Origin of the sequence: Arenibacterium halophilum, assembly GCF_005938225.1 — a bacterium.
Lineage (GTDB): Bacteria > Pseudomonadota > Alphaproteobacteria > Rhodobacterales > Rhodobacteraceae > Arenibacterium > Arenibacterium halophilum.
In genome coordinates, this window is sequence record NZ_VCPC01000001.1 from 862,376 (window position 1) to 887,529 (window position 25,154).

The 25,154-nt window shown below is 64.7% G+C and carries 26 protein-coding genes and 2 riboswitches; of the genes, 17 read left to right on the forward strand and 9 right to left on the reverse strand.

All coding sequences use genetic code 11. The features are described from left to right. From FGK64_RS04170 to FGK64_RS04185, 4 genes are read right to left on the reverse strand one after another with little or no spacing between them, the layout of a single operon-like run. A complete protein-coding gene (locus FGK64_RS04170) occupies nt 1-1,455 on the reverse strand; it encodes a 2-hydroxymuconic semialdehyde dehydrogenase (protein ID WP_138862512.1) in 1,455 nt (484 codons plus the stop codon). A 2-nt stretch (nt 1,456-1,457) separates the two neighbouring features. Further along, on the reverse strand, nt 1,458-2,150 hold the full coding sequence (locus FGK64_RS04175; protein WP_138862513.1) for a class II aldolase/adducin family protein: 693 nt from the start codon (nt 2,148-2,150) through the stop codon (nt 1,458-1,460). 4 nt (nt 2,151-2,154) lie between these two features. Beyond that, the gene (locus FGK64_RS04180) at nt 2,155-3,012 is read right to left on the reverse strand and encodes a VOC family protein (protein ID WP_138862514.1); all 858 of its coding nucleotides are present in this window, start codon (nt 3,010-3,012) and stop codon (nt 2,155-2,157) included. Then, on the reverse strand, nt 3,009-3,866 hold the full coding sequence (locus FGK64_RS04185; protein ID WP_138862515.1) for a VOC family protein: 858 nt from the start codon (nt 3,864-3,866) through the stop codon (nt 3,009-3,011). The genes FGK64_RS04180 and FGK64_RS04185 overlap by 4 nt, the downstream gene beginning before the upstream one ends. A gap of 213 nt (nt 3,867-4,079) precedes the next feature. On the opposite strand from FGK64_RS04185, the gene FGK64_RS04190 reads away from it, so the two are divergent. The 6 genes from FGK64_RS04190 (at nt 4,080) to gcvP (ending at nt 10,297) form a co-directional block, all read left to right on the forward strand. Continuing rightward, a complete protein-coding gene (locus tag FGK64_RS04190; protein WP_138862516.1) occupies nt 4,080-4,766 on the forward strand; it encodes a GntR family transcriptional regulator in 687 nt (228 codons plus the stop codon). A 113-nt stretch (nt 4,767-4,879) separates the two neighbouring features. Then, nucleotides 4,880-5,233: a RidA family protein gene (locus FGK64_RS04195; RefSeq protein ID WP_138862517.1), complete on the forward strand. Its 354-nt coding sequence runs from the start codon at nt 4,880-4,882 to the stop codon at nt 5,231-5,233. A gap of 70 nt (nt 5,234-5,303) precedes the next feature. Then, nucleotides 5,304-5,390, forward strand: a riboswitch (glycine riboswitch). Beyond that, nucleotides 5,391-5,465: riboswitch (glycine riboswitch) on the forward strand. 84 nt (nt 5,466-5,549) lie between these two features. Continuing rightward, nucleotides 5,550-6,674, forward strand: coding sequence for a glycine cleavage system aminomethyltransferase GcvT (gene gcvT / locus FGK64_RS04200; protein ID WP_138862518.1), 1,125 nt, complete (start codon nt 5,550-5,552; stop codon nt 6,672-6,674). 33 nt (nt 6,675-6,707) lie between these two features. After that, nucleotides 6,708-7,070 (forward strand): glycine cleavage system protein GcvH, encoded by a 363-nt coding sequence (gene gcvH / locus FGK64_RS04205; RefSeq protein WP_138862519.1) that lies wholly within the window; start codon nt 6,708-6,710, stop codon nt 7,068-7,070. A gap of 4 nt (nt 7,071-7,074) precedes the next feature. Continuing rightward, complete coding sequence (locus FGK64_RS04210; protein ID WP_138862520.1) at nt 7,075-7,431, forward strand: VOC family protein; 357 nt, start codon at nt 7,075-7,077, stop codon at nt 7,429-7,431. A 16-nt stretch (nt 7,432-7,447) separates the two neighbouring features. Then, on the forward strand, nt 7,448-10,297 hold the full coding sequence (gcvP, locus tag FGK64_RS04215) for an aminomethyl-transferring glycine dehydrogenase (RefSeq protein WP_138862521.1): 2,850 nt from the start codon (nt 7,448-7,450) through the stop codon (nt 10,295-10,297). Nucleotides 10,298-10,313: 16 nt separating this feature from the next. Here gcvP and FGK64_RS04220 read toward each other — a convergent pair whose 3' ends face one another. Both FGK64_RS04220 and FGK64_RS04225 read right to left on the reverse strand, forming a co-directional pair. Next, nucleotides 10,314-11,696: an MATE family efflux transporter gene (locus FGK64_RS04220; protein ID WP_138862522.1), complete on the reverse strand. Its 1,383-nt coding sequence runs from the start codon at nt 11,694-11,696 to the stop codon at nt 10,314-10,316. Then, the gene (locus tag FGK64_RS04225) at nt 11,693-12,232 is read right to left on the reverse strand and encodes a PaaI family thioesterase (protein ID WP_138862523.1); all 540 of its coding nucleotides are present in this window, start codon (nt 12,230-12,232) and stop codon (nt 11,693-11,695) included. The genes FGK64_RS04220 and FGK64_RS04225 overlap by 4 nt, the downstream gene beginning before the upstream one ends. 169 nt (nt 12,233-12,401) lie before the next feature. Here FGK64_RS04225 and FGK64_RS04230 point away from each other — a divergent pair, with 169 nt between their 5' ends. The 11 genes from FGK64_RS04230 (at nt 12,402) to FGK64_RS04280 (ending at nt 21,770) form a co-directional block, all read left to right on the forward strand. Continuing rightward, nucleotides 12,402-12,782 (forward strand): winged helix-turn-helix transcriptional regulator, encoded by a 381-nt coding sequence (locus tag FGK64_RS04230; protein ID WP_246057672.1) that lies wholly within the window; start codon nt 12,402-12,404, stop codon nt 12,780-12,782. 63 nt (nt 12,783-12,845) lie between these two features. Continuing rightward, nucleotides 12,846-13,301 carry a universal stress protein gene (locus tag FGK64_RS04235; protein ID WP_138862525.1) on the forward strand — a complete coding sequence of 152 codons (456 nt, stop codon included), beginning with the start codon at nt 12,846-12,848 and terminating at the stop codon, nt 13,299-13,301. 88 nt (nt 13,302-13,389) lie between these two features. Continuing rightward, nucleotides 13,390-13,953: a NifU family protein gene (locus FGK64_RS04240; protein ID WP_138862526.1), complete on the forward strand. Its 564-nt coding sequence runs from the start codon at nt 13,390-13,392 to the stop codon at nt 13,951-13,953. After that, nucleotides 13,943-14,563 (forward strand): tRNA (adenosine(37)-N6)-threonylcarbamoyltransferase complex dimerization subunit type 1 TsaB, encoded by a 621-nt coding sequence (gene tsaB / locus FGK64_RS04245; protein WP_138862527.1) that lies wholly within the window; start codon nt 13,943-13,945, stop codon nt 14,561-14,563. Before FGK64_RS04240 ends, tsaB begins: the two co-directional genes overlap by 11 nt. After that, nucleotides 14,563-14,976 (forward strand): GNAT family N-acetyltransferase, encoded by a 414-nt coding sequence (locus FGK64_RS04250; protein WP_171053965.1) that lies wholly within the window; start codon nt 14,563-14,565, stop codon nt 14,974-14,976. Before tsaB ends, FGK64_RS04250 begins: the two co-directional genes overlap by 1 nt. 149 nt (nt 14,977-15,125) lie before the next feature. Next, nucleotides 15,126-16,124: a BMP family lipoprotein gene (locus FGK64_RS04255; RefSeq protein ID WP_138862528.1), complete on the forward strand. Its 999-nt coding sequence runs from the start codon at nt 15,126-15,128 to the stop codon at nt 16,122-16,124. A 2-nt stretch (nt 16,125-16,126) separates the two neighbouring features. Further along, on the forward strand, nt 16,127-17,692 hold the full coding sequence (locus FGK64_RS04260; RefSeq protein WP_138862529.1) for an ABC transporter ATP-binding protein: 1,566 nt from the start codon (nt 16,127-16,129) through the stop codon (nt 17,690-17,692). A gap of 130 nt (nt 17,693-17,822) precedes the next feature. After that, nucleotides 17,823-18,932, forward strand: a complete 1,110-nt coding sequence (locus FGK64_RS04265) for an ABC transporter permease (RefSeq protein ID WP_138862530.1) — start codon at nt 17,823-17,825, stop codon at nt 18,930-18,932. A gap of 67 nt (nt 18,933-18,999) precedes the next feature. Next, nucleotides 19,000-20,007, forward strand: coding sequence for an ABC transporter permease (locus FGK64_RS04270; RefSeq protein ID WP_138862531.1), 1,008 nt, complete (start codon nt 19,000-19,002; stop codon nt 20,005-20,007). Between the two features lie 78 nt (nt 20,008-20,085). Then, nucleotides 20,086-21,015, forward strand: a complete 930-nt coding sequence (locus FGK64_RS04275) for a sulfite exporter TauE/SafE family protein (protein WP_138862532.1) — start codon at nt 20,086-20,088, stop codon at nt 21,013-21,015. Next, complete coding sequence (locus tag FGK64_RS04280) at nt 21,015-21,770, forward strand: TIGR02186 family protein (protein WP_425456594.1); 756 nt, start codon at nt 21,015-21,017, stop codon at nt 21,768-21,770. The genes FGK64_RS04275 and FGK64_RS04280 overlap by 1 nt, the downstream gene beginning before the upstream one ends. 3 nt (nt 21,771-21,773) lie before the next feature. Here the strand turns inward: FGK64_RS04280 and FGK64_RS04285 are convergent, their stop codons facing one another. The 3 genes from FGK64_RS04285 to FGK64_RS04295 all read right to left on the reverse strand — a co-directional run bounded on the left by FGK64_RS04285 (nt 21,774) and on the right by FGK64_RS04295 (nt 24,816). After that, nucleotides 21,774-23,312, reverse strand: coding sequence for an AAA family ATPase (locus FGK64_RS04285; protein WP_138862533.1), 1,539 nt, complete (start codon nt 23,310-23,312; stop codon nt 21,774-21,776). A 48-nt stretch (nt 23,313-23,360) separates the two neighbouring features. Continuing rightward, entirely contained in the window at nt 23,361-23,999 is a 639-nt protein-coding gene (locus tag FGK64_RS04290; RefSeq protein ID WP_138862534.1) for an acyl-homoserine-lactone synthase, read from the reverse strand. A 97-nt stretch (nt 24,000-24,096) separates the two neighbouring features. Further along, a complete protein-coding gene (locus FGK64_RS04295; protein ID WP_138862535.1) occupies nt 24,097-24,816 on the reverse strand; it encodes a helix-turn-helix transcriptional regulator in 720 nt (239 codons plus the stop codon). Between the last annotated feature and the right edge of the window lie 338 nt (nt 24,817-25,154).

Sequence of the window (25,154 nt, forward strand, 5' to 3'; positions counted from 1 at the left end):
TTACAGTTTGATGCACACGTTGCGCAGTTCGCTATAGAATTCAAGCGAGTGCACCCCGCCCTCGCGCCCGATCCCGCTGGATTTCGACCCGCCGAAGGGGGTGCGCAGATCGCGCAGGAACCACGAGTTGACCCAAGTGATGCCCACCTCGATCTGCGCGGCTGCACGATGCGCAGTGCCCAGGTTCGTTGTCCAGATCGACGTGGCAAGGCCATAGGGCGAATTGTTCGCCAGCGCGATGCCCTCTTCCTCGGTATCGAAGGCGCAGATATGGGTGCAGGGGCCAAAGATTTCGTCGGTGACGACGGCGTGATCCTCGGCCAGCCCGGTCCAGACCGTAGGCTGCACCCAGTAGCCGTCGGCATAGCCCGGCACCTCGGCCGCGCCGCCTCCAGCCAGGATGGTCGCGCCGCCCGCGCGGGCCTTGTCGTAATAGCCCAACACCTTGTCACGGTGCTCGGCGGAAATGACCGTGCCCATTGTGGTGGCATCCTCGAACGGGTCGCCCATCACATAGCCCGCCGCCTTGGCCGCCAGCCCTTCGCAGATCCGGTCATAGATGCCGCGCTGCACATAGAGCCGTTCTGTTCCCAGACAGACCTGCCCGGTATTGGCGAAACAGGCGCGCCCGATGCCTTCCAGCGTTTTGTCGAGATCGGCATCGTCAAAGATGATGCCCGCATTCTTGCCGCCCAACTCGAGGCTGACGGGGCGCACGCCGTTGGCGGCGGCCTTCATGATTGCCTCGCCGGTGCGGGTTTCGCCGGTAAAGGTGATGCCGTCGACACCCGGGTGGCTGGTCAGGAATTCGCCCGCTGCGCCGGGGCCAAAGCCATGCACCACGTTATAGACGCCGCGCGGAATGCCCACCGCGTTCATCACCTCGCCCAGCAGGGTGGCGGTGGCGGGGGTTTCCTCGGACGGTTTCACGACCACGGTGTTGCCGCAGGCCAGCGCCGGGGCGACCTTCCATGTCATCAGCAACAGCGGCAGATTCCACGGACAGACCACGCCGATCACGCCGCGCGGGGTGCGCAGCGCATAATTCAACGCGCCGCCGCCATCGGGCGTTGCCATTTCAAAGGTCTCGGTGCCCGAGGTCAGGATCTGGTCGGCAAAGACGTTGAAATTGGCCGCGCCGCGCGGAATGTCGATATGGCTGGCAATGCTGCGGGGCTTGCCCGTATCGCGGATTTCGGCGGCCAAGAATTCGTCGAATCGCGCGTTGATGCCATCGGCCAGCTTGCGCAGCAGGGCGACACGTTCCTGCACGCTCATCTTACCCCAGGGGCCTTTCAGGGCGGCGCGCGCGGCACCCACGGCGGCATCCACATCGGCTTTCCCTGCGGCAGACACCTCGGCGATCACCTCGCCGGTGGTCGGGAAGTGGTCGGCAAACTCTCCGCCCTGCCCGGCCACGAATTCTCCGTCGATGAAATTCAGTATCTTCTGCACGTTCATGTCCCTTGCTTGTGGCCCGGCAACTCTGGGTCGCCATGGCTCAGAAAATCCCACATCCGTTCGAAAATGCGGCCCTGCCGCGTGGCCCGCGCGCGGGCCTCATCCTTAGTCAGCACCGGCGCCGCATCGGCCAACCCCGATGACAGCGCGGCCAGTTCGACGCGGCACATGTCTTCCAGATACCAGGCCAGCCCGACCGCCTCGGGCAGCGAAGCGCCGGCGACAACCGCGCCATTGCCACGCATCATCACGCCGACACTGTCGCCCATCGCGTCGATCACCCCAACGGCGCGGGCATCGTCGCGCACCAGTTGGATATCATCCCACAGGCCCACGCGGGGCGCGAAATAGCTGCCGAAGCCATGGCGCATCTCAGGCACCCGGCCCAGCGCGGCCAGCGCCATCATGTTCGGCCCCATGAACCGGACAACGCCGCCGGCCTCGGGGCGGCGGGCATAGATCTGCTGGTGCAGCCGCACCTCGCCCAGCACGCCTTCGGGCAGGTCGCCAGACACCGGCACGCGGGGGCAATCCCCCCCTACAGCCACATGCGCCATCGGCACCGACGGGCAGACCAGAAAGCTGTCGCCATCCACCCGGGCCGAGCAATGGCCATAGGCATGCACCAGCCCGGCGCGGCCCAGGGCACGCGCGGCGATGCGCACGGTGCGGGCAAGATCATCGCTCATGTCCTCAATCCTTGAAGGCGGCAATGTTCGGCGCCGATCCCCACTGGCAGAAGCCTTTGGGTTCGAAGTGGAATTGCCGGTCCCGCCACAGGGGTTCATCGTGGATTTCACAAACCCCGCTGGAGTATTCAAAGGTCATCCCCTCGGGGCCGGTGAAATACAGGAACTCGGCGGATGAGGTCGGATGCCGCCCGGGGCCGAAGGTCACGTTGATCTGGTTCTCACGCACGAAGTTGAAGCTGCGCTGGATGTCGTCAGTGCCGCCAACCTGGTGGTTGATGTGCTGTATGCCCGGCTTGTGGAACGGGAACAGCGCGATCGAATGGTGGATCGTGCCCAGCCGCATCAGGGGCGCATCACCGATCCGGTCCGACACGCGCGCGTTGCAGACCTCGGTCCAGAACCGTTCGTCGCGTTCCAGGTTGTCGGAACACAGGCCAACATGGCTGAACCCGGTGATGCCCGCGTCGCGCGTGCCGTGATAGGCGCGCGCGGTGGTGTCGGGGCGCAACACGAATTCGATCTGGTTGCCCATCGGATCCTTGAAGGCGATGAAGGCCGCGACGTGGCGTTCTTCGCATTCGGCGCGGGTGCCATAGTGCACACCGTGGCCCAGCCGGTCGAGCGTGTCGCCTGCCTTGCGCAAATCCTGCGCCGAGCCGATTTCGAACGCGGTTGTCTGATCTTCGGGCGCGCCGTCGAAATAGCACAGCGTGTGCTGGCGCTGGTCGGACTTGAAATAGATCGCGCCCTTGCGCCGCTCGGACACTTCCAGCCCAAGGATGTTGACGGCGTACCATTCCGCCCCCGCCAGATCGGTGGTGCCAAGGCGGCAATAGACCACATCTTTCAGGTCAATCATCTGTCTTGTCCTCCCTTGAATTCAGGCTGTTCGGTGGGTGACCCCCAGGCGCAATGGCTCAGCGCTTCGTCCGGAAACTGGCGCGGGCCGTTGGCCGGGGCGGCGTCCATCGGGGTTGCATAAGAATACAGCATATCGCCCGGCCCCTTCGCCGTGACAAAGGCCGCACCCGATGTCGGCTGACGCCCCGGGCCATGGGCAATGGGCTGTTGGCGAGCCTGCAGGAAATACCAGTTGCGCATCACGTCATTGGTTTCCGCCACACCCCATGTGGCCCCCAGCAACCCGTCGCGCGGCGAGGGGTAGAGCGCGATTCGGTGGTGGCTGTCGTCGATCCGCAGGAACACCGCCTGCCCGGCCCAATCCGACACCTCGGCCCCGATGCCATCGGTCCAGAAGGATTCGTTTGCCTCGATATCGGTGCAGGCCAGTTGCACGGCCTGAAACCCGGTGATGCCGGTCAGGCGCGTGCCGTGGAAAGGCCAGCCCGAGGTCATCGGGCGCCACACGATTTCCACCGCGACACCGTTCGGGGCCATTGCGACGATCCCGGCCTTGATCTGGCGCGTGCGGCAGGCGTCATCGGTCAGGGTGTCGGGCGCGAAGCCCGCAGCCGCCAGCCGTTCGGCCATCGCGTCAAGATCGGCCCGGTGTGCCACTGTCAGCGCCACCCCGGCCCCGTCTGCAGTCGAATAGCACAGCGCGTAGTTGCGCGCGTCCGAGCGGAAATAGAGCGCGGTCTCGCTGCGATCTTCCAGCTTCAGTCCAAGGATGTCCGAGGCATAGCTGCCCGCCATGTCCAGATCGGCGACCGGAACCCTGATGTAGCGCACATCGCGAAAACTGACTGTCATCTTCCCCCCGGGTGGCCCGTTACGGGCGCAAGGCCCGGGCCGTCTTAGCACGGATTGACCCTTGCCGCAGACGGCTTGGGCGCTGGCGGTAAGAAATATAGATATTCAAATCAAGTCAACCAAAATATCTATATTTTTAGAGTGAGGTCAAAAATGTGAAAATTCTGGAATTCGCGGCCATATGCCGCTATGCCGGTGCGACAGGAGAGCATGATGACACTTGTGACCCCAACCAGCCCGCCCGAAGAAAAGACGACGGCCGAGCGGGCCTATCGCCTGCTGCGCGAAGATATCGTATCGGGTGCGCTGACGCCTGGCCAGAAGCTGAAGATCGAAATGCTGCGGACCCGCTATGACATCGGGTCGGGCCCGATCCGCGAGGCGCTGGCGCGGCTGGCCGGCGAATACCTTGTCGAAATCCTGGGTCAGCGCGGTTTTGTCGTGGCCGCCTTCAGCGCCCGGGACGCGCGCGAAATTGGTGATATGCGCAAGATGGTGGAGGCCGAAGCGCTGGCGCTGTCGATCCCTCTGGGCGATGCCGCGTGGGAGGAAAAGGTGATCACCACCTTTCACCGGCTGGAACGGCTGGAAACCACAGAACGGCAAGGGGTCGAGGAAATGGCCCGCTGGGAGGGGCTGAACCAGGCGTTTCACGAGGCGTTGGTGGCGGCCTGCCCATCGGTCTGGTTGCTGCGGACGCGGGCCAGCATGTTCGCCCATCACGAACGGTTTCGTCGTCTCAGCCGAATTCGCACCGTGCTGACCCGCGAAATTCACACCGAACACCGCGCGCTGATGACCGCCGCGCTGGACAAGGACGTGGAGACCGCGACCACCATCATCCGCACCCATGTCGAACGCACCACCACCGCAGTCGTGGCCGCGATCAAGGCAGGCTGATCGGCGCCCTGCCCCCCCGGCATCGGGTTGCACATACCGCACGAAACCGCGATTGTCCGCGCGCGGGCGCCCCGGGGCGCCTTACCCACCAGGTTTTCCAAGAAGGACATCGCATGAGCGACCCCAAGTACATCGAATCCGGCCCCATCATGTCGCAAGCCGTCACCTATAACGGCACCGCCTATCTGGCAGGCCAGGTCGCCATCGACAGTCGCGAAGCCGATTTCGCCACCCAGGCGGCCGAAATCTTCAAGCGGATCGACACCCAGCTGGCCGCCGCCGGGACCGACAAATCGCGCCTGCTGGCCGCGACCGTCTGGATCACCGATCTGGCCAACTTTGCCGCCTTCAACGAAGCCTGGACCGCCTGGCTGGATGGTAACCCGGCCCCGTCCCGCGCCACCGTGCGCGCCGATCTGGTGCTGCCCGGCCTTCTGCTGGAAATTCAGGTGACCGCCGCGCTGTAAAGCGCCCTCGGCCCCGCACGGGGCCGGTTGCCGGGGCTTGCCAGCACAGCTGGCCCCGGCTAGAACCAGCCATGTGATTGTGGGAGAACCGGGCCAGCCCGGTGCCGAAGGAGCAACCGCCCCGGAAACTCTCAGGCTTCAGGACCGCAGTCGCATCTGAACTCTGGAGAGTGGCGCCCCGCGCGCCCGCCGACGGGATAACGATCTCAGGCAAACGGACAGAGGGGGTATCGCGCGTATCGGTCGCCACCGGTGCGAAATGCTGATGCCGGATGATTTTCTTGAGAATCACATCGGCCTGATATTTGGATCGGGTATGACAGAGCTTTTGAAAACGCCGCTGCACGCGCTGCATGTCGAACTGGGGGGCAAGATGGTGCCCTTTGCCGGATATGAAATGCCGGTGCAGTTTCCCGCCGGAATCATGGCCGAACACCAGCACACCCGCGACAAGGCCGGGTTGTTCGATGTCAGCCATATGGGTCAGGTCGTCATCGACGGGGACGCGTGGGAGGCGATTGCCATCGCCTTTGAAACGCTGGTGCCGATGGATGTGCTGGGGCTGGGCGAGAACCGCCAGCGATACGGGCTGTTCACCAATCCCGACGGCGGGATCATGGACGACCTCATGTTCGCCAATCGCGGCGATCACCTGTTCGTGGTGGTAAACGCCGCCTGCAAGGACGACGACCTTGCCAATATGAAGGCCGCGCTGGAGCCGGCGCTGAACGTTTCGGCCATCACCAACCGTGCGCTGCTGGCCCTGCAAGGCCCGGCGGCCGAGTCGGTGCTGGCCTCGCTCGCGCCCGAAGCCGCCGATATGCGGTTCATGGATGTCGCGACGCTGACGATTGACGGTGTGGAATGCTGGGTCTCGCGCTCGGGGTATACCGGCGAAGACGGCTATGAAATCTCGGTGCCCGCCGACAGCGCCGAGGCGCTGGCCCGCGCGCTGCTGGCCCATGACGACGTGATGCCGATCGGCCTTGGCGCGCGGGATTCGCTGCGGCTCGAGGCCGGGCTGTGCCTTTACGGTCATGACATCGACGATGGCACCACACCATCCGAGGCCGCGCTGACATGGGCGATCCAGAAGGTACGCCGCAGCGGTGGCGCCCGCGAAGGCGGGTTTCCCGGGGCCGAGCCGATCCTTGCCGAGCTTACGGAAGGCGCGCCGCGAAAACGCGTGGGCCTGCGCCCCGAGGGCCGCGCGCCCATGCGCGAGGGCGTGCCGCTGTTCGCCGCGGCCGAGGGCGGTTCCGAGATCGGGCGCATCACCTCGGGCGGGTTCGGCCCCACCGTGGGCGGCCCCGTCGCGATGGGATATGTGCCCACCGACATGGCCGAGCCGGGAACCACGCTATATGGCGAATTGCGCGGCAAGCGGCTGCCGGTCACCGTGACCGCCCTGCCCTTTGTCGAGGCCCGTTTCAAACGCTAATCCAAACAAGACCCAGGAGAGGATCGAACTGGCATGAAATATACCGAAGAGCATGAATGGCTGCTTGAAGAAGGCGATCTGATCGTCGTCGGCATCACCGAATACGCGGCCGAGCAACTGGGCGACGTGGTGTTCATCGAGCTGCCCGAGGAAGGCACCGAGGTCAGCAAGGACGACGAGGTTGTCGTGATCGAAAGCGTCAAGGCGGCATCGGACATCCTGGCCCCGCTGGACGGCGAAATCGTCGAGGTGAATTCCGCCCTGACCGACGACCCCGGCAAGGTGAACGAAGACCCGACCGGCGCGGCGTGGTTCTTCAAGATCAAGCCGTCCGACCTGTCGCCGATGGACGACTACATGGACGACGCCGCCTACAAGGACTTCATCGGAGACTAGGCCCATGGCCGTCCGCCGCATCGTCGCCAACATCGCCACCCCGGATCCGGGGGCGGTGGCCCGGTTCTACCGCGATGTCTTTGACCTGAACACAGGGATGGACATGGGGTGGATCGTGACGCTGGTGGGCGAAGGCGGGCAGACGGCACAGGCCTCATTCATGTCGCAGGGCGGATCGGACACGCCAGTGCCCGCCCTGTCGATCGAGGTCGACGACATCGACGCCTGTCTGGCCCGGGTCCGCGCCCTTGGCCTGACACCCGACTACGGCCCCGCCGACGAACCCTGGGGCGTGCGCCGGTTCTATCTGCGCGACCCGGCCGGCACCTTGATAAACGTACTCTCCCATCGCGCGAGCTGACACAGCGGAGGCATCCATGCCCTACGAACCCACCGATTACCTGCCCTACGATTTCGCCAACCGCCGCCACATCGGCCCCTCGCCCGCCGAAATGGCCGAGATGCTGAAGGTGGTGGGCGTGGCCGATCTGGACGCGCTGATTGACGAAACCGTGCCGCGCGCAATCCGGCAGGAAAACCCGCTGGATTTCGGCAAGCCGCTGTCGGAACGCGAATTGCTGTACCGGATGCGGAAAACTGCCAGCAAGAACAAGGTGCTGACCTCGCTGATCGGTCAGGGATACCACGGCACGGTCACGCCGCCCGCGATCCAGCGCAACATCCTGGAAAACCCGGCGTGGTACACGGCGTACACGCCGTACCAGCCGGAAATCAGCCAGGGCCGGCTTGAGGCGCTGCTGAATTTTCAGACGATGGTCAGCGACCTGACCGGGCTGGAAATCGCCAATGCCTCGCTGCTGGATGAATCGACCGCCTGCGCCGAGGCGATGACCATGGCCCAGCGGGTCGCGAAATCGAAGGCCGGGGCGTTCTTTGTCGATGAAAACTGCCACCCGCAGAACATCGCCGTGATCCAGACCCGCGCCGCGCCGCTGGGGATAGAGGTGATCGTCGGCGCGCCCGAGGATCTGGACCCATCCGCCGTATTCGGCGCGCTGTTCCAGTATCCCGGCACCCATGGCCACCTGCGCGATTTCACCGACACCATCGCCGCCCTGCACGACGCCAAGGCGATTGCCGTGATGGCCGCCGACATCCTGGCCCTGACCATGCTGAAGGAACCCGGCGCAATGGGCGCCGACATTGCCGTGGGCACCACGCAACGCTTCGGCGTGCCCTTCGGCTATGGCGGCCCGCACGCGGCCTATATGGCAACGAAACAGCAATACGCGCGCAACATGCCGGGCCGGATCGTGGGTGTCAGCATCGACAGCCATGGCAACCGCGCCTATCGCCTGTCTCTGCAAACCCGCGAACAGCACATCCGCCGCGAAAAGGCGACCTCGAACGTCTGTACCGCGCAGGCGCTGCTGGCCGTGATGGCGTCGTTCTACGCGGTATTCCACGGCCCCGAGGGGCTGCGCGCCATTGCCCAGCGTATCCATCGCAAGACGGTTCGGCTGGCCAAGGGGCTGGAAAAGGCAGGGTTCAAGGTGGAACCCGACGTGTACTTTGACACGGTGACGGTTGACGTGGGGCTGTTGCAGCGCGGCGTGTTGCAGGCGGCTGTACGCGAAGGCATCAACCTGCGCCGCGTGGGCGACACCCGCGTGGGCATCACGCTGGATGAATGCACCCGCCCCGCCACAATCGAAAAGGTCTGGCGCGCCTTCGGCATCGTCATGCCGGACGACGATTTCGCCCCCGAATACCGCCTGCCCGAGGGTCTGCTGCGCAGATCGACCTACCTGGAACACCCGATTTTCCACATGAACCGGGCCGAGACCGAGATGATGCGCTACATGCGCCGTCTGGCGGACCGTGATCTGGCGCTGGACCGCGCGATGATCCCGCTCGGGTCCTGCACGATGAAGCTGAACGCCGCCGCCGAGATGGAGGCGATCACCTGGCGCGAATTCGCGCGGCTGCACCCCTTTGCCCCCGCCGATCAGGCGCAGGGCTATGCCGAGGTGATCGGCGACCTGTCGGCCAAGCTGTGCGAGATCACCGGCTATGCCGCGATTTCCATGCAGCCGAACTCCGGCGCACAGGGCGAATATGCGGGGCTGCTGACCATCGCGGCCTTCCACCGCGCCAACGATCAGGGCCACCGCAACATCTGCCTGATCCCGATGAGCGCGCATGGCACAAACCCCGCCAGCGCCCAGATGGTCGGCTGGAAGGTGGTGCCGGTGAAATCGGCCGCCAACGGTGACATCGACCTTGACGATTTCCGCGCCAAGGCCGCGCAGCACGCCGACAACCTTGCCGGCTGCATGATCACCTATCCCAGCACCCACGGCGTGTTCGAGGAAACCGTGCGCGAGGTCTGCGACATCACGCATGACCACGGCGGGCAGGTCTATATCGACGGGGCCAACATGAACGCGATGGTCGGCCTGTCGCGCCCCGGCGACCTTGGCGGCGATGTCAGCCACCTGAACTTGCACAAGACGTTCTGCATTCCGCATGGCGGCGGCGGCCCCGGCATGGGCCCGATCGGGGTCAAGGCGCATCTGGTGCCGCATTTGCCCGGCCACCCCTCGACCGGCGGGACCGAGGGCCCGGTCTCGGCCGCGCCCTATGGTTCGCCCTCTCTCCTGCCGATTTCATGGGCCTATTGCCTGATGATGGGCGGCGAAGGTCTGACACAGGCAACGCGCGTCGCAATCCTGAACGCCAACTACATCGCGCAGCGGCTGGAAGGCGCGTACAAGGTTCTGTATCGCGGCAAGCAGGGGCGCGTGGCGCATGAATGCATCATCGACACCCGTCCCTTTGCCGACAGCGCGGGCGTCACGGTGGATGACATCGCCAAGCGGTTGGTCGATTGCGGATTTCACGCCCCGACGATGAGCTGGCCGGTCGCGGGTACGCTGATGATCGAACCCACCGAAAGCGAAACCAAGGCTGAATTGGACCGCTTCTGCGATGCGATGCTGGCGATCCGCGCCGAAATTCGCGAGATCGAAGAAGGCCGGATCGACCGCGACAACAACCCGCTGAAGAACGCGCCGCACACGATGGAAGACCTCGTGCGCGAGTGGGACCGCCCCTATACCCGCGAGCAGGGCTGTTTCCCTCCGGGGGCCTTCCGGGTCGACAAATACTGGCCGCCGGTGAACCGGGTCGACAACGTTTACGGCGACCGGAACCTTGTCTGCATCTGCCCGCCGATGGAGGATTACGCCGAAGCGGCGGAATAAGGCACCGGGATCGCGCCTACCTCCAGCGGGTCAGCGCGATCCCCACGGCCGTCACCAGACCATAGGCCGCCATGCCGCCCGCGATGGCGACGAACGCGCCGCCCAGCCCGAAACCGGCGCTGGTCAGCACCAGTGCGCCGCCGATGGCCACGATCATGCGCGCGCCGCCGCCCAGGATCGGCCAGAACACCCGCCCCGCGCCCTGGCTTGCGAAATACAGCGCAAGGCCCAGCGCGAACAGCGCATAGAACGGGGCCACGGTGCGGAAATAGCTGCGCCCCGCGGCCAGAGCCGCCACGTTGTCGGGTTCCAAGAAGAGGCCCAGCCACAGGTCGGGGAACAGCGCAAAGAACAGCCCGACGCCGCCGACGATGGCGCCCGCTGCCACCGATCCGGTCCAGCCGATGCGCAGCGCCCGATCACGGTTGCCCGCGCCCATATTGGCGCCAACCATGGCCGTCATCGCCGCGCCGACGCCAAAGACCACCGGCACCATGATGAATTCCAGCCGCGCGCCAAGGCCATACCCGGCCAGCGCCGCCTCTCCGAACTGGCCGACAATTGCGGTGATCGCGACGATGGTGATGACCGTCTGCAAGGCGTTCAGCGACGATGCCGCGCCCACCCGCAGGATGTCGGCGAAATGGCGCAAGCCCAGCCCGATGCCCGACACACGCAGCCCCGCGCGCCCCGAGGCGACATAGAAAACCGCGATGAGTGCGGTCACAGCGAAGACGCTGATCTGGCCCAGCGACAGCCCCGCAAGGCCCAGCGCCGGAAACGGCCCCCAGCCCAGCGCCAGCGCCCCCGACAACGGGATCGTCGCAATCGAGGCCCCCGTCAGCAGCAGCGAGGGCATCGCCATGTTCCCGCACCCCCGGATCACCGACAGCGTCGAATGCGTCAGCCAGACGGCGATGCAGCCCGGAAAGTAGATCATCGCATAGGAGAGCGCCTGTTGCCCGGCTTCGCCTCCGCCGGAGAGCGCAGAGAACATTGGTGCGCCGAACAGTAGGAGCACCACGGCGAAGGCCAGTGCAATCGTACCCGCGATGACCCATGCGGCCACCACCAGCCGCCCGGCGCGCGCGGCCTCTCCGGCGCCCAGCGCGCGTGACACGGCCGAGGAAATCGCCCCGCCCATCGACCCGGCCGACAGCATCTGCACCAGCATCACCAGCGGATAGACCAGCGCGATTCCGGCCAGCGCCGACACGCCGATCATCCCGGCGAACGCGGCCTCGGAGATGTTCATCGCAGCCGATACCAGCATGGCAAGGATATTGGGCGCCGCCAACCGCGCCAGCGTGGCCCCGACCGGGCCGGTCAGCAACAGTTGCGTGCGCGCGGCGCGGGCATCGGCGGCCAGGCTGTCGGGGTCGGTAATGGCCGCGCTCATGCGTTTGGTCCCGCGGGGTTCGGGAACAGGAAGCAGGTGGCGGTGGCATGAGCGTACAGCTTGCCGTCTGCCACGCCGGTCAACCGCGCCTCGGCCGTCGCCATCTGGCGCCCAACGTGGATCACGCGGCCCTCGGCCCGCAGGGTGCCGGTGCCGGGGCGGATGGCGCGGGTGTAGTTCACCTTCAGATCCGCAGTGGTATAGCCCACCCCCGCCGGAAGCGCGGTGTGCACCGCCACGCCGGTTGCCGAATCCAGCAGCGTCGCGGCCCAGCCGCCATGCACCGCACCCATCGGGTTCAGCAGGTAATCCGCCGGCGTGCCCTCGATCACCGCGTGACCGTGGGACAGATCGAAGGGGATCGACATGTTCATCGTGTCGCCCATCGACGGGCGGTTGCCAAACTCGCCCCGGGTCAGCGCCAGCAGGTACTCAAGCCCGCTTAGGACGCGGGCCGCCGCAAGGTTCAGCCCCGCCACCGCGTAGTCATAGCTGCGCGTGCGCGTGGTTGTCCCGGTCGTGCTCAGATCGCCCATGTCATGCCCTCGCTTTCCAAGTGGGTTCCGTTTTGGAACCATCAAAGCAGTAAGTTCCCTTTCGGAACCTGTCAACCCGTGCTAGATGTGCCTCATGCGTTGGAATGACCTGAACGAAGAATCATGCCCTGTCGCTCGTGGCCTCTCGGTCATCGGGGACCGTTGGACCATGCTGGTGTTAAGAGATTGTTTCCAAGGCGTTCGCAGGTTCGATGCGTTTCAGAAGCGATTGGGCATTACGCGCCACGTTCTCGCCGACCGGTTGCGCAAGCTGGAAAGCGCAGGCGTGCTGGAGCGCAAGCAGTATCAGGAACGTCCGCCACGCTACGAATACCGCCTTACGGAAAAGGGCCTTGCCCTGCATCCGGTGCTGGTGACACTGATCAAGTGGACCGAAACCTGGGATCCGCTGGGAGATGGAAACAGCCCCCACCTGCGCGACCGTGACACCGGAGAGCGGCTGGATCCGGTGCTGGTGGATGCAGGCTCGGGGCGGCCTTTGACGCATCGGTCGTTCCGGCGCCCGCAAGCGGCGCGCCCTGACGATTAACCTCTTTCTATTGCGCCGCGCGGGCGGTTGCGTCATGATCCGCGCTCAACGCAGGAGCATTGAATGCGCAAGTTTCTGGTCGTGCTGGATGACAGCCGCGAATGTCTGAACGCCATGCGTTTTGCCGCGATGCGGGCGGCGCACACCGGCGGCGGCGTGGCCATCCTGTCGGTGATCCCTCCAGATGAATTCAACCACTGGATCGGCGTCGGCGACATCATGCGGGAAGAGGCGCGCGAGAGGATTCACGCGCATTTCGAGGTATTTGCCAAGTGGATGCGTGACAAGCAGGGCATCGACCCCGAGTTGGTGATCCGCGAGGGCGAGCCGGTGGCCGAAATCATCGAACAGGTGCGCGAAGACCCGGAAATCGGTGTTCTGGTGCTGGGCGCGGGCACCGACAAGAAGGGCCCCGGACCGCTGGTGACCCAGATGACGCGATCTGCCGGGTCGCTGCCGATCCCGATCACGATCGTGCCGGGCGACCTGTCGAAAGAAAAGCTCGAAGCCATCACTTAGGCCGTCACGTTCAGTTTAGAACCATTCCAACTGCTTGACAGTTTCCCCCCGCACCCGCATATCAGGGTCAAACCAGTGGAGAGAGCCCATGTTCATCCAGACCGAATCGACCCCGAACCCCGCGACGCTGAAATTTCTGCCGGGGCAGACCGTGCTTGAGATGGGCACCGCCGATTTCCCCAGCGCCGACACGGCGGGCAAATCCCCGCTGGCAAGCCGTATCTTCGCAGTCGATGGTATCGAGGGCGTGTTCTTCGGCAACGATTTCGTGACCGTGACCAAGGCCGACAGCGTCGACTGGGATCATGTGAAACCCGCGATCCTTGGCGCCATCATGGAACATTTCCAGTCGGGCCAGCCGGTGATCGACGAAGGCCAGTCCACCGGCTCGGGCCATGCCGAGCACACCGGGGAAGACGGTGAAATCGTCGGCCAGATCAAGGAATTGCTCGACAGCCGCGTGCGCCCCGCAGTGGCCCAGGACGGTGGCGATATCACCTTCCACGGCTTTGACCGCGGAGTGGTCTACCTGCACATGCAGGGTGCCTGCGCGGGCTGCCCGTCTTCGACCCTGACGCTCAAAATGGGAATCGAGAACCTGCTGCGCCACTACATCCCCGAGGTGACCGAGGTTCGCCCGGTTGCCGTCTGACGGATTGATCCTTGGCTTTGACACATCGGCCGCGCATTGCGCGGCCGCTTTGCTGTCGGGCACCCGCGTTCTGGCCGAACGGGTCGAGCCGATGGCCCGGGGGCAAGCCGAACGGCTGATGCCGCTGCTGCAAGAGGTGCTGGGCGACGCGGGTGCGGGCTGGGGTGACCTGACCCGCATCGGCGTGGGCATCGGCCCCGGTAACTTTACCGGTATCCGCATCGCCGTGTCCGCCGCGCGGGGTTTGTCGCTGGGCCTTGGCATTCCGGCAGTCGGAGTCGATACGCTGCACGCCGCCGCGCTGGACGCGCCCCGCCCCGCGCTGGCGGCGGTGCCCGCCACGGGGGGCCGGTTCTACCTTGGCCGTTTTGACGCGGCAGGTGCGATGACAACCGAAACGCTGGCGCTCGAACAGGTGCCGCAGGGTCCGATCCTGACCTATGCGGACGACGCACTGGCCGCCCATACCGCCCCGATCCACAGCCTTGCCGTCGCAATTGCCCGACTTGCTCAGGCTGCTGAGGGAGAGATTACCCCACCCGAGCCGCTGTACCTGCGCGCCGCCGATGCGGCCCCGGCGCGGGATGCGCCTCCGGTAATGCTCGATTGATGACGCCCGAGCAGATGGCCGCCCTGCACCTGCAGGCGTTCCGTGTCCCCCGGCCGTGGTCAGCAGGCGAATTCCGCACCATGCTGGAGCGGCCCGGCACCTTCGCCATGGGCGACACCCGTGCGTTTGCGTTGGTCTCGGTCATCCATGACGAGGCCGAGTTGCTGACCATCGCCACCGATCCGGCCCTGCGGCGGCAAGGGCTGGCGCGGGCAGTGATGCAAGACTGGCAAGCCGAGGCCGCGCGCCGGGGAGCCACCCGCGCCTTTCTGGAAGTCGCCGCCGATAATAAAGGTGCACAGGCGCTTTATGCCACTTGCGGTTATGTCGAGGCCGGGCGGCGCAAAGGCTATTACGCCCACCCTGACGGCACCCATGTCGATGCGGTGGTCATGCAGCGCACGCTGACCTGACGACACCCGCCCAACGCCCCCCGACAGGCCAAAAAGCGGTTGACCCATCCCCCGCCTGCGGCCTTATTTGAACCATTGCAGATGAAACTGCCGACCGGGCGGCGCCGCAGGCGTGCGACCCCAATGACCTAGAACCGGGAGACTACAAGATGACATTGATGAAATCGCTTCTGGGCGCGGCCGCGAGCCTTGCGCTGACGGCTGGTGCGTCCCTTGCCGAACCCGCGCTGATCTTCGACCTCGGCGGCAAGTTTGACAAATCCTTCAACGAAGCCGCCTATACCGGCGCCGAACGCTGGGCCGAAGAAACCGGCGGCACCTACCGCGAGATCGAACTGCAGTCCGAAGCCCAGCGCGAACAGGCGCTGCGCCGCTTTGCCGAGGCTGGCGCCAACCCGATTGTGACCATGGGCTTTGCCATGGCCGACCCGCTCAGCACCGTTGCACCCGACTATCCCGACACCAAATTCGTCGTGATCGACGTCAGCTGGCTGGACGTGCCGAATCTGCGTCAGGTCGCCTTTGCCGAACATGAAGGGTCGTACCTTGTGGGCATGATGGCCGCGATGGCGTCGAAATCCGGCACCGTCGGCTTCGTGGGCGGGATGGACGTTCCGCTGATCCGCCACTTTGGCTGCGGCTATGCCCAAGGCGTGAAGGCCGTGAACCCCGACGCCAAAATCGTCGCCAACATGACAGGCACCACCCCCGCCGCCTGGAACGACCCGGTGAAGGGATCCGAGCTGACCAAGGCGCAGATCAGCCAGGGCGCCGACGTGATCTATGCCGCTGCGGGCGGCACCGGCGTAGGCGTGCTGCAAACAGCCGCCGACGAAGGCATTCTGTCGATCGGCGTGGACAGCAACCAGAACCACCTGCATCCGGGCAAGGTGCTGACCTCGATGCTGAAGCGCGTCGACGTGGCCGTCTACGAGGCGATGAAGGCCGGCGACGCGGTGGAAACCGGCGTCTTCACCATGGGTCTGGCCGAGGACGGCGTGGGCTATGCGCTGGATGACAACAACGCCGATCTGGTCACCGACGAGATGAAAGCCGCCGTGGACGAAGCCCGCCAGAAAATCATCGACGGCGAGATCACGGTCACGTCCTACTATGAAAACGACAGCTGCCCTGCCCTGAGCTTCTGAGCATGGCAGGCGCCGAACCAACGGAGCAGCGGGTGACCGCTGCTCCGGCCATTGAACTGCGGGGCATTTCCAAGGCCTTTGGCCCGGTTCAGGCCAACAAGAACATTTCGATCCGGGTGATGCCCGGCACCATTCATGGCATTATCGGCGAAAACGGCGCGGGCAAGTCCACGCTGATGAGTATCCTTTACGGGTTCTACAAGGCCGATGCCGGCGACATCCTGATCCACGGCAAGAAGGTCGATATTCCCGACAGCCAGGCTGCCATCGCGGCCGGAATCGGGATGGTCTTCCAGCATTTCAAACTGGTCGAGAATTTCACTGTTCTGGAAAACATCATTCTGGGCGCGGAAGGCGGCGGGTTGCTGCGGCCCTCGTTGGCAAAGGCGCGGCGCAGCCTGCTGGAGCTGGAGCGCGACTATGGGCTGAACGTCGACCCGGATTCGGTGATCGAAGAGATCGGCGTGGGCAAGCAGCAGCGCGTCGAAATCCTGAAAGCCCTGTACCGCGAAGCCGACATTCTGATCCTTGACGAACCGACCGGCGTGCTCACGCCTGCCGAGGCGGATCAACTGTTCCGCATCCTGCGGCGCCTGCGCGACGAAGGCAAGACGGTGATCCTGATCACCCACAAGCTGCGCGAGATCATGGAGATCACCGACAGCGTCAGCGTGATGCGGCGCGGCGAGATGACCGCAACGGTCAGGACGGCCGAAACCGGGCCGGAAGAGCTGGCCGAACTGATGGTGGGCCGCAAGGTGCTGCTGCGCGTCGACAAGGCCCCGGCCCGGCCCGGCAAGCCGGTGCTGGAAGTGCGCGATCTGCGGGTGCGTGACGGCGCGGGCGTCGAACGGCTGCGCGGCATCGACCTTGAGGTGCGCGCCGGAGAGATCCTGGGCATCGCGGGTGTCGCGGGCAACGGGCAATCCGAACTGCTGGAGGTGCTGGGCGGCATGCGCGAGGGCGCGGGCGCGGTGTCGATCAACGGGCGGGCGCTGCCGCTGTCGGGGCATGGCGCCGACGGGCAGGCGCGGCGCGCCGACGGCATCGCTCATGTGCCCGAAGACCGCCAGCGTGAAGGGCTGATCATGGCCTACCACGCCTGGGAAAACATCGCCTTCGGCTATCACCGCGACGCGCGGTTCTGCGGCGCGGGCGGGATGATGAACCACGCCGAGATGCGGCGCGACACCGAAGACAAGATGGCGCGCTTTGACGTGCGCCCGCCGGACCCGTGGCTGACGGCCAAGAATTTTTCCGGCGGAAACCAGCAGAAGATCGTGGTGGCGCGCGAGATCGAGCGCAATCCCGACCTGCTGCTGATCGGCCAGCCGACGCGCGGTGTCGACATCGGCGCCATCGAATTCATTCACCAGCAGATCGTGGCCCTGCGCGATGCGGGCAAGGCGATCCTGCTGGTCTCGGTCGAGTTGGACGAGATATTTTCGCTGTCCGACCGGATCGCGGTGATGTTCGACGGGCAGATCATGGGCGAGCGGCTACCTGCGGAAACGGACGAGACCGAGCTTGGCCTGCTGATGGCCGGGATGTCGGGGGAAGCGGCATGAGTGCGACTGCGGTGTTTCGGATCGCTGCGCGATCCGACCGAAGCGGGGGGGCGATGCCCCCCCGCACCCCCCCGCGTTTCGCCTACAGGCAGAGCCGGCGCAGAGCGGTACAGAGCAGGAAGGGCCCGCCATGGACGTGATGCCAAAATGGGCCGAGGTGGTATTGGTGCCGCTGATCTCGCTTTTGCTGGCGGCAATCCTGTCGGCGCTGGTGATCCTTGGCATCGGAGAGGACCCGGTCGCCGCCGTGACGCTGATGGTAGATGGCGCGCTGGGATCGACCTATGGCTGGGGCTATACGCTCTATTACGCCACCAATTTCATGTTCACCGGGCTGGCCGTGGCGGTCGCCTTTCACGCGCGGCTGTTCAACATCGGCGGCGAAGGCCAGGCCATGCTGGGCGGATTGGGCGTGGCGATTGCCTGCCTGTACGTGCCTTGGCCGCATTGGTCGCTGGCGCTGATCGCAGCCACGATTTCCGCCGGTATCTTTGGAGCGGCCTGGGCGGCGCTGCCCGCGTGGTTACAGGCGAAACGCGGCAGCCACATCGTAATCACCACGATTATGTTCAACTTCATCGCCGCCGCGGTGCTGAACTATATGCTGGTCACCGCGATGCGCCCCGAAGGCGCGATGGACCCAGCGACCGAGCGGTTTGCCCCCGCCATGCACCTGCCCACGCTGCACGAGTTGCTGGCGCCTTTGGGCATTGAATTTTCCAAGGCGGCCCCGGCCAATATCTCGCTTCTGGTCGCGCTGGCGGCCTGCGTGTTGGTCTGGGTGCTGATCTGGCGCACGCGGCTGGGCTATGAAATCCGCGCCTATGGGCATTCGGAAAACGGCGCGCGCTATGCCGGGATCTCTCCGGTGCGGATCACGATGATCGCGATGCTGATTTCCGGCGGGTTGGCCGGGATGATGGCGATCAACAACGTGATGGGCGAGGCGGAACGGCTGGTGCTGAACGCGACCGAGGGCGCCGGCTTCATCGGCATCGCCGTGGCGCTGATGGGCCGGTCTCACCCGTTTGGCGTTTTCCTGGCGTCGATCCTGTTCGGATTTCTGTACCAGGGCGGCGCCGAGTTGGCGCTGTGGACGAACATCCCGCGCGAGCTGATCGTGGTGATTCAAGCGCTGGTGATCCTGTTTACCGGTGCGTTGGACAACATGGTGCGCCTGCCGCTGGAGCGGCTGTTTCTGGCGCTGCGCCGTCCGACGACCACGCCGCAAGGGAAATGATGATGGCCACGCTTGCCCTGATGCCCTCGACGCCCCGCCGGACACTTGCCACGGCAGAAAGGTCGCCATGGATTTCCTGACCATCGTTCAAGTCCTCGATTCGACAATCCGGCTGTCGACGCCGCTGCTGCTGGCCTGCCTTGCGGGGTTGTTTTCCGAGCGGGCCGGGATTTTCGATATCGGACTCGAAGGCAAGATGCTGGCCGCCGCCTTCTTCTCGGCGGCGGTTGCGGCGGTAACCGGGTCGGTCTGGCTGGGCCTTGCGGCAGGCACGCTGGCTTCGCTGGTGCTGTCGGCGCTACATGGTCTTGCCTCTATCACCTTTCGCGGCAACCAGCTGATTTCGGGCGTCGCGATCAATTTCCTGGCGTCGGGGATCACCGTTCTGATCGCGCAGGATTGGTTCAGCCAGGGTGGGCGCACGCCGTCCCTGATGGGGGGCGCGCGGTTCGAGGGGCTGGAGTTTCCCTTTGCCATCGGCCCATCGGATGCCGAGGCCGCGGGCAGCACCGTATCGCAGTTGATCGCCGATGCCGGGCCGGTGCAGCAGGTGTATTCCGAGCTTCTGTCGGGCCATTCCGTGCTGGTCTATCTGGCGTTCCTTGCGGTGCCGGCGTCGTGGTGGGTGCTGTATCGCACGCGCTTTGGCCTACGCCTGCGCGCGGTCGGGGAAAACCCGGCCGCCGTCGATACGGCGGGCGTTTCGGTTGTTGGACTGCGTTTTGCCGCCGTGGCGATCTGCGGTGTGCTGTGCGGAATCGCGGGGGCCTATCTGGCCACCGCCTTGCAGGCCGGGTTCGTCAAGGAAATGACCGCCGGGCGCGGCTATATCGCGCTGGCGGCGCTGATTTTTGCCAAGTGGCGGCCTTGGCACGCGATGTTTGCCTGCGTATTGTTCGGGTTCCTGCAAGCCATCGCGCTGCGCTATCAGGCCGTGCGGCTGGGCGATTTCACGATCCCGGTGCAGGTCATGGACGCGCTGCCCTATATCCTTGTGGTGGTGATTCTGGCCGGGCTGGTCGGCAAGGCCACCCCACCACGCGCGGGTGGAGAACCCTACGTCAAGGAACGCTGACACCCCGGCCCCATACGCCACGGCAAATTGTTGCGATGCAGCATTGATTTGCCGGTCAGGCGCGGTTTAGGAATGATCATGCAGATATACCTTCCCATTGCCGAGGTGTCCGTCAACGCGTTCCTGCTGCTTGGCCTCGGCGGACTGGTGGGCATTCTGTCGGGCATGTTTGGCGTTGGCGGCGGGTTCCTGATTACCCCCCTGCTGTTCTTTGTGGGCATCCCTCCGGCGGTCGCCGTGGCGACTTCGGCCAACCAGATCGTGGCATCGTCGGTGTCTGCGGTTCTGGCACATTTCCGAAGGCGCACCGTCGATCTGAAGATGGGGTCGATCCTGCTGACGGGCGGTCTGATCGGCTCACTGCTCGGCGTTTTCATCTTCAACTATCTGAAAAGCATCGGTCAGGTCGATCTGCTGGTGCGGCTGTGCTATGTCGTTTTCCTTGGCATTGTCGGCGCGCTGATGTTTGTCGAGGGCATCAACGCTGCACGCCGTGCCAAACGCGCCGCCACGCAGGGCCGCCCCACGGTCAAACGGCGTGACCACAGCGGGCTGATCCACAAGTTTCCGTTCAAGATGCGGTTCCGGACATCGGGGCTCTATATCTCGGTCATTCCGCCGGTGCTGGTCGGGCTGTTCGTGGGCGTGCTGTCGGCCGTGATGGGCGTGGGTGGCGGGTTCATCATGGTGCCGGCGATGATCTACCTGCTGGGGATGCCGACGAAGGTGGTGATTGGCACCTCGCTGTTCCAGATCATCTTTGTCACAGCCTTCACCACAATGGCGCATGCGGTGACGAACCAGACTGTTGACGTGGTGCTGGCGATCCTGCTGCTGGTGGGCGGCGTGATCGGAGCGCAGTTGGGCACTCAGATCGGGCTGCGGCTGAAAGCGGAGCAGCTGCGCATCCTGCTGGCGACGCTGGTTCTGCTGGTCTGTGGCAAGCTGGCGCTGGAACTGCTGCTGCAACCCGGCGAGCTCTACTCGCTGACCAGCGTGGCACGGTAATGATGATGCGTTGGTTGCTGATCTTCCTGCTGCTGCCCTGCCTTGTCCAGGCGGAAGAGGTCGTTCTGGGCCTGTCGCGCGACCGGGTCGCCATCACCACCAGCTTTGACGGGTCCGATATCCTTATCTTCGGCGCAGTCAAGCGCGAGGCCCCGATTGCCGAGGTGCCGCTGGGCGTGGTCATCACCGTTGCCGGGCCTTCGGCCCCGGTGCTGGTGCGCCGCAAGTCGCGCGAATTCGGCATCTGGGTGAACACCGACGCGGTCGAGGTCGACCTGGCACCCAGCTTTTACGTCGTCGCCAGCACCGGGCCGATCCGCGAGGTTCTGAGCAATGTCGAGGACCTGCGCCACAAGATCAGCATCGACCGGGCGATCCGGTCGGTCGGCGCGCCCGACACGATCCGGGATTCGCGCAACTTTACCAATGCGTTGATCCGTATCCGACGCAATGACGACCTGTATCAGGAAAGCGAAGGAAAGGTGGTATTGGCTGAACAGACGCTGTTTCGCACCTCCGTCAAGCTGCCCGCCAATCTGGTCGAGGGCGATTATACCATCCGCACCTTCCTGACGCGCGAGGGGCGCGTGGTGTCCAAGCACGAAACCACGATTGACGTGCGCAAGGTGGGGCTGGAGCGGTGGCTATATACGCTGGCGCAGGAACAGGCGATGCTTTACGGGCTGATGTCGCTGGCGATTGCGGCGCTGGCGGGCTGGCTGGCCTCGGCCGCCTTTGCGATGCTGCGCCGCTAGGGGCTACAGCCCGTCGAATTCCTCTTCCATCTCAAGCTTCAACTCGGCGGCTGGCGCGCGCAGATCGGACACGCCCAGCGGTTCGGACGGTTTCGACAGCCGGTTGCGCACCACCCAGATCAGCCGGTTCTGCGCGCGGGTGATGGCGACATAGGCCAGCCGTTTCCACAGCGGCTGCCCCGCCTCGACCCGGCCCGCCCGCGCGGCGGCATAAAGATCGGGCGCGAACACCTGCACCGTGTCCCATTGCGAGCCCTGCGCCTTGTGAATGGTGCAGGCAGCGCCGTGCAGGAACGTCGCCCCCATGCGCGCGGCATAGGGGATGAACGGTTCTTCCTCGTCGGGCTTTTCGATCTGGACGATCGAGGCGGCGTTCACCTGCGGCTGTTCCGCCCCCATCACATGCAGGCGCGAGAACCCCGGCTTGCGCCCTGCCCCCAGATAGATCACCTGCGCGCCCTTGATCAGCCCGCGCGCCTCAAGATCCAGCCGTTTCTTGCGGTGCTTCAGTGGCAGCTCGATCCCGTCGCAAATCAGCGGCTCGCCCTCCAGCAACGCATCCTCGGGCGCACCGTGGACCTTGCGGAAGGCGTTGATCAGCCGGATCCGCGTGGCATTGCGCCAGACCAAAACGGGTGAGCGCGCCATCAGATCCACCTCGACCCGCTGGCCCCATTGCACGCGATCATCCTTGGCAGCGGCGGCCTCGATCATGCGCTCGAAGGCCTCGAAGGTCAGTTCGGGATCGGCCAGCGCATGGGCCAGATCCAGGATGGGGTTGTCGGCGTGCTGTCGGTGCACGCGGCTGAGTTCCAGCTTGCGGTTCTTCGCCAGCCCGTCGAACACCATCGAGCCGGACTGGTTCACCGGCGCCAGCTGGGCCGGATCGCCGAACAGCAGAAGCGTCGGGAAAATTTCGCGCAGGTCGTCGAACTGGCGCGCGTCCAGCATCGAGGCTTCGTCGACAAATCCGATGTCCAGCGGTTCGTCCCGGCGTTTCCAACCAGAGATGAAATCGGACCCGCGCAAACCGGCGGCGGCCAGCGCGCCGGGAATCGATTTGTTGTTGGCATAAAACGCCGCCGCGCGCGCCAGCGCCTGTTCGGTCAGCCCCTCGATCTCGGGCTGCTCGCCCTCACCAGCCAGCCATTCGGCAAGGCGTTCGTATTCGGGGTCGTAGACTGGCGTATACAGGATGCGGTGGATGGTCGTCGCCGGCACGCCGCGCAGGCGCAGAACACTGGCCGCCTTGTTCGTGGGCGCCAGGATGGCGAGCGTGCGCCGGTCCTTGCGCTTGCGGCCCTCGTAATCGCCCGACACCACGTCGACCCCGGCCTGTTCCAGCGCGTGGTACAGATGTGCCAGCAGAAGTGTCTTGCCCGACCCGGCCTTGCCCAGAACGGCCATGGTGCCCTGGTCCTTGCCCTGCGGCGGCAACAGCAGGCTGTCGTCAAGGTTCACGCCGGCATCGCGCAGCATGTCGGCAACGGCATCGAATGCGGCGGCCTGATCGTCAGAGAAGGTAACAGCGGGCAAATTCATGGCGCGACCCTACCCGCGCGCCGCGCCCTTCACCAGAGCGGAAGCGCCTCAGGCCGACAGCCGGCGCCCACCAGCGCCACGGCGGCCAAAGGCCCGTTCGAACCAATGCCGTGACAAGGTCGGCGACACACCCGCCCTCAGCGCGACCCGCGCCCGGGCCGAAGCGGAAAAGCTCCACAATCCCACGCTGATCCGGTGGCGGCCGGTGTTTTCCGAGCCCAGAACCTCGGGCGAGGCACCGATGGCGCGATAGACGCGTTCCATCCGATAGTCGAAGACCGCGGCGAAATGCGCGATGCCAAAGCCTTTCATGATCTCGCCCCCGCCCAGCATCAGCGCGGCAGCAACGCCCGAGCCCGCACCGCGCGCCAGACAGAACCGGGTGCATTCCCAGATAAGCGGGCTTGAAATCGGGCCATCGGTCAGCAGGTGCCCAAACACCTCGTTCACCATGACCGAACCGGTGGTCGGCAGAAACCGCATCGACCCGCCGTGGCTTCCGTCGGGCTGTTCCCAGATCACGTAGAGAGGGTTCAAAGCATCGTATTGATCCCGCTCTTCGCCCTGGGCATCGACACTGACATCCCAGCCAAGACGATTGCGAAACTGGTCGGCGCGATCGGTGAACATGCCGCGGCGCAGCACGGGATGGGCGTCAAGCTCGGAGGCGTAAAGATATCGCAGCATGAAAATTCTCCCCTTGGTGGCGTGATGCCACCAGGGATAGCTGCTGTGTCGGAAAACAGCGGTAAGTGCACCGCGCGGTGGGTTTACCCGCGCGGCGTCACACCACGATCAGCCCGCACCCTATCGCGCGGGCCACCGCGTGGGTCGTGTTCTGCGCCCCCAGCTTGAACCGCGCGCTTTCGATATACACCCGCAAGGTATGTTCAGAGATCGACAATGTCTCGGCCACCTGCGCGCGGCTGTACCCCACGGCCAGCAACGTCATCGCATCGATTTCACGCGGCGACAGCGTCAAAGAGGCATCCCCGGCGCGGCGGGGTTCGAAGCTCAGCGCCTTGCGGTTGATGAAATGCGCTATCAAAATCAGATCCCGGCCGATGTAAGAAATTATCTTTTCCCAGGTGTCGTCATCCGAATTGTGGCTGGCCGTGAACAGTGCAAACTGCCCCGCCGGCCCCCGGATCGGCACGGAATACCCCTGGTTCCCGACGCCATGCACCAGCGCATCCGCAAGGAACTCGCGCGCGGGTTTCGAGGACCAGTCAAGCCGCTTCCAGTCCACCGGGTGGAACCGCTGGAAACACCCGATGATGACCGGATCGACGCGCAGATACTTCTTCTCAAGGTAGTGGGCGACCCATTTCTTTGAATAGGTTCCGCAGCCGTACTGATCGCCAGTACTGTCTACCCAGTGATAAATGACATGATCTACACCCAGTAGGTTGCGCAGATCGACGATAACCTTCTGTAGGTCATCACGCTCTCTGGTGGCGTCCAGTTGCGCTAGAAACCGGTCCAGATCTATCGTCGTTGCCATTCATACCCGTCCGCGTTTCCAGCGATTTGGACGCAATTTCGGTGGCGGCGATAAGTTGAGTATCATTCAACTGCTCGGCCAGCCGCCCGAGGTCATTGGCTAAGGCAAATGTTTTAAGATCAGCCAGTACGTCCAGAATCCATTCGTTCTGCATGACAAGACTCGCTTCATAGAGGTTAACAACGAATTAACAAAACTGTATCACGGCCCATCTCATTAGGGAATTCGCTGGTTTTTCCTCCCCCAAAATAGCGGGGTGACATTTTCCAACGCCTTGATTCGTAACAAGCGGGCCAAAAACAGCGCGACGCCCGCGAGTCACGGTACCGATTCGCGGG